Origin of the sequence: Desulfovibrio subterraneus, assembly GCF_013340285.1 — a bacterium.
Lineage (GTDB): Bacteria > Desulfobacterota > Desulfovibrionia > Desulfovibrionales > Desulfovibrionaceae > Halodesulfovibrio > Halodesulfovibrio subterraneus.
Genome location: NZ_BLVO01000013.1, coordinates 62,824 through 74,684, shown reverse-complemented (window position 1 = coordinate 74,684; position 11,861 = coordinate 62,824). Strand labels below are relative to the sequence as shown.

The 11,861-nt window shown below is 56.8% G+C and carries 10 protein-coding genes; 6 read left to right on the top strand and 4 right to left on the bottom strand.

The window, feature by feature from the left end:
- Positions 1–8: 8 nt before the first annotated feature.
- The 3 genes from HUV30_RS07230 to HUV30_RS07220 all read left to right on the top strand — a co-directional run bounded on the left by HUV30_RS07230 (position 9) and on the right by HUV30_RS07220 (position 4,327).
- On the top strand, positions 9–1,883 hold the full coding sequence (locus HUV30_RS07230; RefSeq protein ID WP_373869329.1) for a UbiD family decarboxylase: 1,875 nt from the start codon (positions 9–11) through the stop codon (positions 1,881–1,883).
- Positions 1,884–2,193: 310 nt separating this feature from the next.
- Positions 2,194–3,660 carry a UTP--glucose-1-phosphate uridylyltransferase gene (locus HUV30_RS07225; protein ID WP_174404775.1) on the top strand — a complete coding sequence of 489 codons (1,467 nt, stop codon included), beginning with the start codon at positions 2,194–2,196 and terminating at the stop codon, positions 3,658–3,660.
- A gap of 244 nt (positions 3,661–3,904) precedes the next feature.
- Complete coding sequence (locus HUV30_RS07220; protein WP_174404774.1) at positions 3,905–4,327, top strand: hypothetical protein; 423 nt, start codon at positions 3,905–3,907, stop codon at positions 4,325–4,327.
- Positions 4,328–4,788: 461 nt separating this feature from the next.
- Here the strand turns inward: HUV30_RS07220 and HUV30_RS07215 are convergent, their stop codons facing one another.
- Positions 4,789–7,320, bottom strand: coding sequence for a heavy metal translocating P-type ATPase (locus tag HUV30_RS07215; protein WP_243452184.1), 2,532 nt, complete (start codon positions 7,318–7,320; stop codon positions 4,789–4,791).
- Positions 7,321–7,620: 300 nt separating this feature from the next.
- Here HUV30_RS07215 and HUV30_RS07210 point away from each other — a divergent pair, with 300 nt between their 5' ends.
- The gene (locus HUV30_RS07210) at positions 7,621–7,821 is read left to right on the top strand and encodes a heavy-metal-associated domain-containing protein (protein ID WP_174404771.1); all 201 of its coding nucleotides are present in this window, start codon (positions 7,621–7,623) and stop codon (positions 7,819–7,821) included.
- Positions 7,822–7,892: 71 nt separating this feature from the next.
- Here HUV30_RS07210 and HUV30_RS07205 read toward each other — a convergent pair whose 3' ends face one another.
- Genes HUV30_RS07205 through HUV30_RS07195 form a run of 3 tightly spaced genes read right to left on the bottom strand, consistent with a single transcriptional unit; the run spans position 7,893 to position 10,584 of the window.
- Positions 7,893–8,777: an AMIN domain-containing protein gene (locus tag HUV30_RS07205; RefSeq protein ID WP_174404770.1), complete on the bottom strand. Its 885-nt coding sequence runs from the start codon at positions 8,775–8,777 to the stop codon at positions 7,893–7,895.
- A 22-nt stretch (positions 8,778–8,799) separates the two neighbouring features.
- Positions 8,800–9,774 (bottom strand): tetratricopeptide repeat protein, encoded by a 975-nt coding sequence (locus tag HUV30_RS07200; protein ID WP_174404769.1) that lies wholly within the window; start codon positions 9,772–9,774, stop codon positions 8,800–8,802.
- 45 nt (positions 9,775–9,819) lie between these two features.
- Positions 9,820–10,584 (bottom strand): tetratricopeptide repeat protein, encoded by a 765-nt coding sequence (locus HUV30_RS07195; RefSeq protein ID WP_174404768.1) that lies wholly within the window; start codon positions 10,582–10,584, stop codon positions 9,820–9,822.
- 230 nt (positions 10,585–10,814) lie between these two features.
- Between HUV30_RS07195 and HUV30_RS07190 the strand changes: the two genes are divergently transcribed.
- Together HUV30_RS07190 and hypB are read left to right on the top strand one after the other, a co-directional pair.
- On the top strand, positions 10,815–11,168 hold the full coding sequence (locus HUV30_RS07190; protein WP_174404767.1) for a hydrogenase maturation nickel metallochaperone HypA/HybF: 354 nt from the start codon (positions 10,815–10,817) through the stop codon (positions 11,166–11,168).
- A gap of 12 nt (positions 11,169–11,180) precedes the next feature.
- Positions 11,181–11,837, top strand: a complete 657-nt coding sequence (gene hypB, locus HUV30_RS07185; RefSeq protein ID WP_174404766.1) for a hydrogenase nickel incorporation protein HypB — start codon at positions 11,181–11,183, stop codon at positions 11,835–11,837.
- Positions 11,838–11,861 lie beyond the last annotated feature (24 nt).

Sequence of the window (11,861 nt, the reverse complement as noted above, 5' to 3'; positions counted from 1 at the left end):
GCGACCGTATGAACACGACAAGAAACAAGGATTCCATCGTGCGTTATCAGAATATGCAGCAGTTGCTGGAAGATCTGGAAAAGACCGGCCAGCTCGTCAAGGTGACGGAAGAGGTTGACCCCTATCTCGAGATTGCGGAGATACAGCGCCGGGCCTACCGTGCGCAGGCTCCCGCCATACTCTTCACCCGCGTCAAGGGCACACCCTTCCCCATGGTGTGCAACGTGTTCGGCACGCTTGAGCGCACCCGCTGGATATTCCGCGATTCGCTCCGCGCGCTGGAAGGCGTGTTCAAACTCAAGATTGATCCGTTCGACTTTTTCAAGCAGCCGTGGCGATACGCCGGTGCTCCGCGTGCGCTCTGGTCCACCCTGCCCAGGAAGGTGAAAACCGGCCCTGTCATGGCCAACACCACCACGGTGACCAAGCTGCCCCAGCTGCATTCGTGGCCCATGGACGGCGGCGGCTATGTGACCCTGCCGCAGGTCTATACGGAAAGCCCCGATAATCCGGGCTTCATGAAGTCCAACATCGGCATGTATCGCGTGCAGCTGACCGGCCCGAGCTTTGTTCCCGACAAAGAAGTGGGCCTGCACTACCAGATTCACCGCGGCATCGGCTACCACCATGCGGAAGCCCTGCGACGCGGTGAGCCACTCAAGGTGAACGTGTTTGTTGGCGGTCCGCCCGCCATGACCATGGCCGCCATCATGCCCCTGCCGGAAGGCATTGCCGAAATCCTGTTCGGGGGCGCACTTGCAGGTTTCCGCATTCCCATGGTCACCCGCAAAGGCGAGCTGCCCATTCTTGCAGAAGCGGACTTCTGCATCTGCGGCACGGTCCATCCCGGCGAGCAGAAGCCGGAGGGCCCCTTTGGCGACCACCTCGGCTACTACAGCCTTGCCCACGATTTCCCGCTCATGCGGGTTGATACGGTATACCACCGCGACGGCGCCGTATGGCCCTTCACCACCGTGGGCCGCCCCCCGCAGGAAGACACTGTGTTCGGCACCTTCATCCACGAACTGACCGCAGAACTTGTCCCCACCGTGTTCAACGGCGTGCGTGAAGTGCATGCCGTGGATCAGGCAGGGGTACACCCGCTGCTGCTCGCCATAGGCAGTGAACGTTACGTGCCTTACGCGCAGGAACGCCAGCCGCAGGAACTGATAACCTGCGGGCTTTCGCTGCTCGGCAACACGCAGACCTCTCTTTCAAAATACGTGATCATTGCGGCGCATGAAGATAATCCCATGCTGCACACCCACAACTTCCGCGAATTCCTCACCCACATGCTGGAACGCACGGATTTTGAACGCGACCTGCACTTCGTCACCCGCACAACCATTGATACCCTTGATTATACAGGCATAAGTCTGAATCAGGGCTCCAAGCTGATCTGGGCCGCCTGCGGTCCTAAAAAACGTTCCCTGCAGGATACCCTGCCCTCCGGCCTTACCCTGCCGGATGGTTATTCAGCTCCCCGCATTTTCGCACCGGGTGTTGTGGTGCTGCAGGGTCCCAAGCACACTGCAGCGCGGGACGAGCACGATACCGCCATGTTCACCCTTGCCGAGCACCTGCAGAACCAGTCTGCGGACCTCTCTTCGCTGCCGCTCTTCGTGGTGGCGGACGATGCCGACTTCACCGCGGCCGACTGGGATAATTTCCTGTGGGTCACCTTCACCCGTTCCGACCCCGCCACCGACATGTACGGGGCCGGTGCCTTTACCCACTGCAAGCACTGGGGCTGCAAAGGCCCTGTCATCATCGATGCACGGCTCAAGTCCTTCCATGCCCCTGCGCTGGAAGAAGATCCTGCAATCACTGCCAAAGTGGACAAACTTGCCGCAAAGGGCGGATGCCTGCACGGCATTCTGTAATCCGGCAACGTCACAACACGCATGACCAAAGGCGGCTCAAGGGCCGCCTTCTTCTTCCGCAGGCAAACGGGAATATAACATCCATACCCTCTGCGCTGTGGTATGAAGGAAGTCCCCTCGGCTATAATGCAAGGGCCTGCCTTCCCTGCTTACCGATATGCCATTCAAGGGAACAGTTTTTGCTTATTATTCTGGGAAACGAGAGACGTCCTGAAACCGAAGCCTGCTCGACACAATCCGCTGATATGTGCCAAGCAAGCAACCATTTTTCACGGAGTGCATCATGAGCCAAAGCGTTACGAGATCGCATATGAGATCCGATACTCTGCCGCGCACAAGCTATCATTCTGCGGGCAGTGGCACGGTGCAGCCAACAGACGAAAACCCCTTCGCCCTGTTTGCGCGCAAGATGGCCGAGCAAGGACTGCCGCGCCAGCTCATCATTCTTTTCGGAGCGTATTACGACGAGATCGTACACAAGCACACCGGCCTTATTCCCGACGAGACCATCCGCCCTGTAGGATCTGAAGACCTGCCCTGCATATCGTCGCTGGAACGCTATACCGAACGGGGCATGCAGGAAACGGAACATGCGGTGGTCATCAAGCTCAACGGCGGGCTTGGCACCAGCATGGGCATGACCTATGCCAAATCGCTCATCACCGTCCGCGACGGACAGTCCTTTCTGGAAATCATTGTCCGTCAGACCCGCGCCCTGACGCAACAGTGCGGGAAGGATGTTCCGCTGGCCCTCATGAACAGCTTCAACACCGAAACCGATACGGCGGATGCACTTAGCAGGCTCGATGCGGAAGATATGATCTCCAACTGCTTCATGCAGCACAAGTTTCCCAAGGTTGACCGCACCACGCTGCAACCGGCCGAGTATCCGGAAAACCCAGACCATGAATGGAACCCGCCCGGCCACGGCGACCTGTATTCCGCCCTTGCCCTTTCCGGCCTGCTCGACAGGCTGCTGAAAGCAGGCAAACGCTACGCATTCATCTCGAATTCCGACAACCTCGGCGCCACGCTGGACATGCGTATCCTCGGCTATATTGCTGAAAAAGGAATCCCCTTCCTCATGGAAGCTGCACCGCGCACGGTTTCCGACCGCAAAGGCGGACACCTTGCCCGCACCCGCGAAGGCGGACTCATCCTGCGCGAACTGGCGCAATGCCCTTCTGACGATCTGGACAAATTTCAGGACATAGAGCGCTACGGCCTGTTCAATACCAACAACATATGGATAGACCTGCACGCACTGCGCGAGCACATTCGCCGCCATGGACTGCTCAAGCTGCCGATTATCCTGAACCCCAAGACCGTCAACCCGCGCGACCAGCACTCTGCCAAGGTCTATCAGGTGGAAAGCGCCATGGGGGCAGCCATATCGTGCTTCCCCGGAGCACAGGCCATTGTCACCTCACGTGACCGGTTCCTGCCAGTGAAGATGTGCTCAGACCTGCTTGCCGTCATGTCCGACTGCTTTGTCATGCGCAAGGACGCCACGCTCATTCCAAATCCGGCACGCCTGCTCCCGCCTATCGTCATTGATCTGGACAAAGCCTATTACGGCAGCATCGACAAGCTGGAAGAACGCTTCCCGCACGGTGCCCCCAAACTTGCCGCATGCCGGTCGCTCACGGTGCAGGGCGACGTGGTCTTCGGCAAAGATATTGTCATCACCGGCGATGTGGTCATACGCAACTTCTCAGCCCTGCCGGTTCGGCTTCCTTCAGGCATGCACATAGACCACGACATCACCATAGAATAACAACGTTTTTCCTTGTAAAACAAAGGCCCTTCCGTAATACGGAAGGGCCTTTTGCGTTGTGGGCCGCGTGCGCGTGTAGACAATATTAATACAATTTCAATGATGAATGTGATATGTTGTCTAGATACTTTCTTGAGTATCCACAAAATGTAGTGTAGTGTTTGGGCCAAATACCATGACCCTTGGGGGGACATGGGGGAAAATTTCTTAAGAATTTCCTACCCATAAGCGTGGGGACCAGCGAATGCCACAAGTAGCTGCACGGATCACCAACGATCAGGAGAAGTGGCTTAAAGATTATTTCCGCACTAAAAGCGCCGGAGCGGAATTCATCCTGCCGTGGGCGGTGGATACCTTCTTCCGCGCCACCATGCAGATCAAAAGCCAGTTTTCAGCTCCTGAACTCAAGACCATTGTCGAAGCTCACAAGGATATGAAACTCCTGCCCGAAAACACGCGGCTGGATTATCTTCTGCTGCGCACCCGCGACGCGTGCGAGGTGCAGAACATCCATGTGAAGCACGGTGCCAGCAAGGCAAGCCTTGAGGCCAAGCTCAAAAGGCTGGACGACACACAGGCAACCGCCCTCATGGTCTGGGCAGCGGCATTCTGGGTGAGCAAGAACTGCTCGGCCGAGAGTCTGGACGAATACATCAAGCAGTACTGAGGCTGGCCTGACAGCTGAACTGATAGCTGAACTGATAGCTGAACTGCATTGACCCTCGCTCCAATACCATGACACGAAAAACCCCGCCTATGGCGGGGTTTTCAGATTGATGACAACCTCTCGTTTTCAGTAAAACCATATTTCCGTTGAGCCGGAACTGAGGTCAAAAAACGGATTCTCATCGCTTATACGAGGTGCAGGAACGTTAGGTTCCTGCCCGGCGGAGCCAAAAAATACCAGAAATGACTTTGTCAGCAATCTGAAAACCCCCTCGTTTTCAGTACAACCGCATTTCCGTTAAGCCGGAACCGAGGTCAAAAAACGGATTCTCATTGCTTATGCGAGGTGCAGGAACGTCAGGTTCCTGCCCGGCGGAGCCAAAAAATACCAGAAATGTCTTTGTCTGCAGTATAAAAAACCCCGCCAGCGGCGGGGTTTTCGTCTTTCATTCTCCGATCCGGTCAGGGCTTGAAAAAGCGCAGACGCAGAGCGTTGGATACCACGGAAACAGAACTCAGCGCCATGGCACCACCAGCTATCATGGGAGAAAGCGTAGGCCCGTCAAACAAGGCATATACCAGTCCCATGGCCACGGGAATGCCCAGCACGTTGTAGCCGAACGCCCAGAACAGGTTCTGCTTTATGTTGGACACGGTTGCACGACTCAGGGCAATGGCTGTAAGCACACCGTCAAGGCTACCCTTCATCAGCACAATATCTCCCGCTTCCACGGCAACGTCTATGCCCGTACCCATGGCAATGCCCACATCCGCGCGGGCCAGTGCGGGAGCATCATTGATACCGTCACCCACCATGCCGACAATCCGGCCCTCTTCCTGCAAGGATGCCACAGTGCCATCCTTCTGATCGGGCATGACTTCAGCGATCACCTTTTCAATTCCGGCCTGTGCAGCAACGGCTTTGGCCGTGCGCATGTTGTCGCCGGTAAGCATGACAACGGAAATGCCCATGTCGCCCAGCCTGCGCACCATTTCGGGCGCTTCGTCCTTGAGCCTGTCGGCAATGGCGAGTATGGCCACAATCTCGGCCGCTCCGGCTTCCGCATTGGCGTCACGTACTGAAACAAGCAGCGGAGTACGCCCCTGTTCCGCCTGCGCGGTCATGAGCTCCTCAACCTTCCCGGCTTTCGGACTATCAGCACCGGGGGCAATATCCCCCAGCACGAAGCCAGCATTGCCGATGCGCACCAGCAGGCTATCCACAACACCCTGCACGCCCTTGCCGGTCACGGACTGGAAATCCTGCACGGAAACAGATGATGCACCGCGCGCAACAGCACCATGCACTACAGCCTCGGCAAGCGGATGTTCCGATACCGCCTCAAGCGATGCGGCAAGGCGCAGCACCTGCGCTTCCTGCATATCCGCCAGCATCACCACATCCACCAGTTCAGGCTTGCCAACGGTGAGCGTTCCCGTCTTGTCAAACACCAGCGTGTTCACGGAACCGGCTGCCTCCAGTGCTGCCCCGTTCTTTATGAGCACGCCGAACTGTGCACCGCGCCCTGTACCCACCATGATGGATGTGGGCGTGGCAAGCCCCATGGCGCAGGGGCAGGCAATGACCATGACGGAAATGAATATGCGCAGCGCAAAGGTGAAGTCAGCACCGCTCAGATACCACACCACACCGGAAACCAGTGCCAGCGCCATGACCACCGGCACAAAATACAGGCTCACCCTGTCCGCAAGGTTGGCGATGGGGGCTTTGGAACCCTGTGCATCCTGCACCAGCCGGATAATGCGGGCCAGAACAGTGTCGCCGCCTGTGCGGTCCACGCGCATGGTCAGCGCCCCGTTACGGTTCATGGTGCCGCCGGCAACGGTATCTCCCGTGTCCTTGGAAACAGGCATGGATTCACCGGTCAGCATGGATTCGTCAACGCTGGAGCGCCCCTCCGTCACCGTGCCGTCCAGGGGAATGCGTTCACCCGGCCTTACAAGCAGCAGATCACCCTTGTGCACCTGCTCCACGGGTATGACCTTCTGCTCCCCGTCCTTGAGCAGTGTTGCCGTGTCCGGCGTGAGCTCCATAAGACCGCGTATGGCGTCCGAGGTGTGCGCACGTGAACGGGTCTCGAAATATTTACCCAGCGAAACAAGGGCGATAAGCACGGCCGCGGACTCATAGTACAGGTCCATAACCAGCTGCATGCTGCGCTCGGAATGCGGCCCGAACCAGCCGATCTCCACCGTATTCCACAGGCTGTAGACAAAGGCGGCACCCGTACCCACCGCTATGAGCGAATCCATGTTCGGCGCAAGCTGCGCGAGATTGCGGAAACCGATGCGGTAAAAATCTCTGCCGGACCACATGACAGGCAGCACCAGCGCCAGCTGGATAAGGGCAAAATTCAGCGGGGCATGATGAGGAGAAATGGACTGAGGCAGAGGCATACCGAGCATTTCACCCATGGTGAGAACAAGCAGTGGCAGCGCGAACAGGAAAGCCGGAATGAGACGCCCGCGCATAAGGGCAAGGCGCTTTTTCGTTTCTTCCTGCTGAATTTGCCACAGTCCGCCCGCGTCATCCTGCCCTTCGGCCACATATTCGGCCTCAAACCCCAGTGCGGAAACACGCTGCACAATGGCGTCTATCATCTCTCGGTGCGACACGCCCGACTGCAGATGAATGGTGGCGGAATCCGTGGCAAGGCTGACTTCGGCAGTATCCACGCCTTCCATATTGCCCACGACCTTTTCAATGCGGCCGGAGCAGGCGGCGCAGTGCATGCCGCGTATGCCGAAACGCAGAACATCAGACGCCACTGCCGGTGCGGGCGGCAAGGCCTCAAAACCGATGGATTTGACCCGTTCCGCAATGGTTTCCGGCGTGAGCACAGCGGGGTCGTAGTGCACGTCGAGCAGTTCGGAAGCCAGATTGACGCTGGCAGTGGAAACCCCCTCCATCTTGCCCACGACCTTTTCAATGCGTCCTGCGCATACCGCACAGGTCATGCCGCGCACGGGCATGCGCACATTTTTCACTTCCGTCGCGTTGCCAGTCTGTATTTCCTGCAAAGATTTCTCCGTTTCTGAACGGGAATCTGATAGCGTATCGGTCATATCCACATCCTATGTTTTTCCGGCCGAGGTCGGGTGAAGCATGGTGCCGGGTGAGGGTCGGAATCAACACGATAGTCGTGCCGTATTCTGACAGAGGCCACATATAGGCGATGTCTATTCTCTGCATCGCGCCTTGCGCATTGTGCCGTCACTACTTACAATAATGAATGGATACGAAAAGACAACCGTTAACCATGGAGAAAAACCATGCCCAGCATCAAAGTAAAAGGCATGACCTGCAACCACTGCAAGGCATCCGTTACCGAAGCCGTTTCCAAAATTCCCGGTGTGGACTCGGTAGATGTGGACCTGCAGAAGGGTGAAGCTTCCTGGACCGAAAAAGCACCGGTGGATATCAAAGCCATCCGTGCAGCCATTACGAACATCGGTTTCGACGTACCGGAATAACGGACGAACATCGTCACAAAAAAAACGAGGCCCATGGGCCTCGTTTTTTTATGTTCTATTACACGGAACGATTATTTCACTTTCACCCGCAGCTTGTTGCTGGCGGACTGCACAGCATCCCAGCTGCGCGAAACAGTACCGGGAACGTCCATGACAATTCGCACGCTCTTCTCGTGACGGGCCAGACGCACGCCGGAGACAAGGGCATTTGCCTTGAGAGAAGGCGCCGTCAGCTTTTCGAAATTTCCGTTCAGGTCAATGACGATACGCTGGGGCTGCTTGAGCGAAAACACCTTGTAGTCAAAGGCGCCGGTAGCAACAATCTCCAGCACGCCGGTGTTGCCGTTTACCGAGAATGAAACCAGCTGCAACGCATTCACCGCAGGCTTGCTTGCCGATGCCTTGGGAGCTGCCTGCGCAGCAGGCTTGGCGGTATCGGCTTTTTTCGCGGCCTCTGCCTTGGGTGCGGCCTGTGCAGTTTCCTTCTTCACCGGTGCAGCCTGCTTGGCAGTCTGGGCCGGTTTGGCAACCTGTGCGGGCTTTTCCTGAACGGGCTTGGCCTGAGCGGATATTACCGGCTCGGGACGTACGGCCTGCACAGGCTGCGGGGCCTGCTTCATAGCGCCCGATTCAGTTTCGGAACGCGATTCAGGCTGGATTGCGGCCTGTGGCTGCTCCACAACAGGTGCTGCGGATGAACCGCTTGCCATGCTGGCCTGTCCGTTCTCCGCCGTGGCCCCCATGGTAGCTTCCGCTTCGGACTGGTTCCCCACGGGAATCCGCACACCGGGAGCATCCTGCGGCACCTTGACCACGGGAGACTTCTTCAGGATGTCGGAAAACTCCGCCCCGCTCTGCGGTGCGGAAGACGGGCCGAACGCCCACTGGTTCAACACGATCAGAATCATTGCCAGCAGCACCACGGAAAGGATGAGCATGGCTATATTCTTGTTCATCTATGCCTCGTTTACGCGTTAATCACATGTCGAGCTTTGGTACTTCGTTCCCTCTGCGCTGTTTGCGGATGAACCGCAGGAAGCGATCGGAAGGAGCAAGTGACGGGTTCAATTCCAGAGACCTCTGCAGATAGCGTACAGCGTTATGGATGTCACCCAGTTCGTAATAGATACGGGCAACATTATGGTGCGCATGTTCATCATTACGGCTCAGTTCCACTGCCTTGAGATGATGTATGAGCGCCATATCCAAAAGCTTGCTCTTCCGCAAGCTGATGCCGAAATCTGTAAACACATGTTTGTGCACGGCAACCAGTCCGTCTTCATCCACCAGCCCTTCAAACATGCCCAGAGCCTTGCCCGTATTGCCCCGCTTGAGCTCCATGAGTGCCATACCGAACACGGCACGCAGCTCCCGCTCTTTTTCCGCCGCAGCCTCATCCGCTCCGGATACGGCGGCGGGGGTAACGACAGGTGCAGCAGCCTGACGGCGTGCATCCCGACCGGTGGCAACAGGGGCGCCCGCTTCCTCCGCTCCTGACGCAGAATCCGCTTTGCCCGTTGTAACCGGCTCACCTGTCCCTGCATCCAGCAATCCGGAAAGAAGGCCCGAATCGTCAAGATCAATGGCCTGACGCCGCACCTCGCGGGATAACTGAAGAAAGTCGTCGCCCGACAGGCTCTCATCCCCGGCGGGCGCGGAAGAAGGCGGGGCGGTAATGCGCTCCCATCCGTCCGGTTCGGTCAGGTGAGGCTGGGAAAACGAAGGAACCACCGAAGGCTCTTCGGTGTACATGGTTTCCAGATCTTCTGCAGGGATGATGCGCTTGACTCCGGCAGGCTCAAGCGATGCGGAAAGGGGCTGCACGATAACGGTATTGTCGGTATCGCCCCATACCAGCCAGTAGCGCTTGCGCGTTCTGGCTGCACCGGGAGTCTGCGCCGTGCGGTCTGTTTCCCGGGAGGAATAGACGCCGCGAAAATTGTCGATTTCCAAAACGCATGCTCCCGACCGGCGCGGACTGCACGCCGGATTCTCAGATCAAATCCGATAGGATGGCAACTTCCCCGACTTGTGCAGGAAAGTCAGAAACTGCTTGGAAGGGACAAGGGAAGGATTAATCTTGAGTGATTTTTCCAGCCATTCCTTGCAGGTGTCATACTTGCTCTGCTCATAGAACACGCGCGCAATGTTATGGTGCAGGTTCTCGTCCTGCGGCGCAAGCTCCAGAGCTTTGAAATAATGCTTCAAGGCCACGTCAAGCAAGCGGGTTTTTCTCAATCCTGCACCGAATTCAGAAAACATGTGCTTGTGTTCAGGCTGCCAGTCCACATTCATATCAGGAATGGCATTAAAAATTTCCAATGCTTTACGTGTGTTGCCTGTTCTGAAAAAGGTCAGCCCCATGCCGAAATCAGTTCTGGCCTCTATTTCCAGCCGGTCTATTTCTTCCTTGCTCTGCTGCCGAATTGCCTGCCGGGGGGGCTTACGTTCAAGCTTTTCCTCCGACACCTCTTCAAGAACCGGCTCTGCGGCAACGGCTTGCAGCTCAGGCATGAAATCGGTGAACCGCTGCGGGTCCACATAGAAATCCGGCTCGAACTCATAATTCCTGCGAAAGTCGGGAACAGACACCGTGCGCGGCGTCCCTGCCGGCACCATGTTGCTCGTCAGGGGCTGCACCTTGTAGGTACCGTCCGGCAACTCCAAGGCATACCAGTATTTTTTGGACATCACCTTGCGTTTTGTGGTGCCGGTACCTATCCAGCTGTTTCCTTTCGAGGAATACACTCCACCTTTATGCATCTTCCCGCCCGCCATCAAAATCCCCCTCGCATCATAACAGCGTTATCCAGACCAGAAACGCCTTTTAAGAATAATCCGTACCTGCTCCCCCCGGAACAGGAACCCAGCGCATCCATTCTATATCACCAGAGATGTATGTATGCAAACCCTCTTGAAAAACCGTTTGGTCACTCAATGCCACTCCTGCTAACCCACTGGACGGACGTTTCTTTTTACAGTAGGTTTCCGCCATGCATGAAATGGCAATAGCATCCAGTCTCATAGAGATAATCAAGGAAGAGCTTAACAAGCATGGTGCCACCAGGCTTGTCATGGCACGTGTATGCCATGGCAAACTGACCAACATCGTGCCTGAAGCACTGCAGTTTGCCTTTGAAGTGCAGACGCAGGAAACACCTCTTGCAGCCGCCACACTGGAAATGAAAGAAATTCCGGTTACCGTGGCGTGCGGCGGTTGCGGCAAGGAATTCGTTCCGGAGAATCCGGACCTGTTCTACATGCCCTGCCCGCATTGCGGCAGGGAATTCGCGCACGAGGTGCTGACCGGAAAGGAACTGTATCTGGACCACCTTGAAGCCGAGTAATGGAGCACGCACATGGAAATTCCCGTAGTCCGCAATATTCTTGAAGCCAACGAAAAGATGGCGGAACAGGTAAGAGAACTGTTCACCCGTCATCGTATTCTGGTGCTCAACCTCATAAGCTCCCCCGGCGCGGGCAAGACCTCGCTGCTGGAGCGCACCCTTTCCGACCTGAAGAACGAATTCACCATGGCTGTTATCGAAGGTGACTGCCAGACCAGCAACGATGCGCGCCGCGTGGCCGCAACCGGCGCCAAGGCCGTGCAGATCAATACCGACGGCGGCTGCCACCTGAACAGCAGCATGATCATGGCCGCCATCCAGAACTTCGATCTGGACGAAATCGACATCCTGTTCGTGGAAAACGTGGGCAACCTTGTCTGCCCCGTGGAATTCGACTGCGGCGAAGATTTCAAGATAGCCCTGCTCAGCGTGCCGGAAGGCGACGACAAGCCGGAAAAGTATCCCGTGCTGTTCGAAAAATCCTCCGCCATGGTGCTGAACAAGAGCGACCTGCTGCCCTATGTTGATTTTGATGTGGAACGCGCCACGCGTTTTGCCACCCACCTCAACAAGGACATGCCCGTATTCCTCACCTCCTGCCGCACCGGCGAAGGGTTGGAAGGCTGGTACAACTGGCTGCGGGAAGCCCTGAACAAGAAAAGAAATTAACGAACTGCCCCCGCACACCACGGG

Coding starts and splice junctions, on each gene's coding strand:
- HUV30_RS07210 (WP_174404771.1), top strand. CDS start 7,621: ATGCCCAGCATCAAAGTAAAAGGCATGACCTGCAACCACTGCAAGGCA.
- HUV30_RS07230 (WP_373869329.1), top strand. CDS start 9: ATGAACACGACAAGAAACAAGGATTCCATCGTGCGTTATCAGAATATG.
- HUV30_RS07225 (WP_174404775.1), top strand. CDS start 2,194: ATGAGATCCGATACTCTGCCGCGCACAAGCTATCATTCTGCGGGCAGT.
- hypB (WP_174404766.1), top strand. CDS start 11,181: ATGGAAATTCCCGTAGTCCGCAATATTCTTGAAGCCAACGAAAAGATG.
- HUV30_RS07190 (WP_174404767.1), top strand. CDS start 10,815: ATGCATGAAATGGCAATAGCATCCAGTCTCATAGAGATAATCAAGGAA.
- HUV30_RS07195 (WP_174404768.1), bottom strand. CDS start 10,584: ATGCATAAAGGTGGAGTGTATTCCTCGAAAGGAAACAGCTGGATAGGT.
- HUV30_RS07220 (WP_174404774.1), top strand. CDS start 3,905: ATGCCACAAGTAGCTGCACGGATCACCAACGATCAGGAGAAGTGGCTT.
- HUV30_RS07215 (WP_243452184.1), bottom strand. CDS start 7,320: ATGCCCGTGCGCGGCATGACCTGTGCGGTATGCGCAGGACGCATTGAA.
- HUV30_RS07205 (WP_174404770.1), bottom strand. CDS start 8,777: ATGAACAAGAATATAGCCATGCTCATCCTTTCCGTGGTGCTGCTGGCA.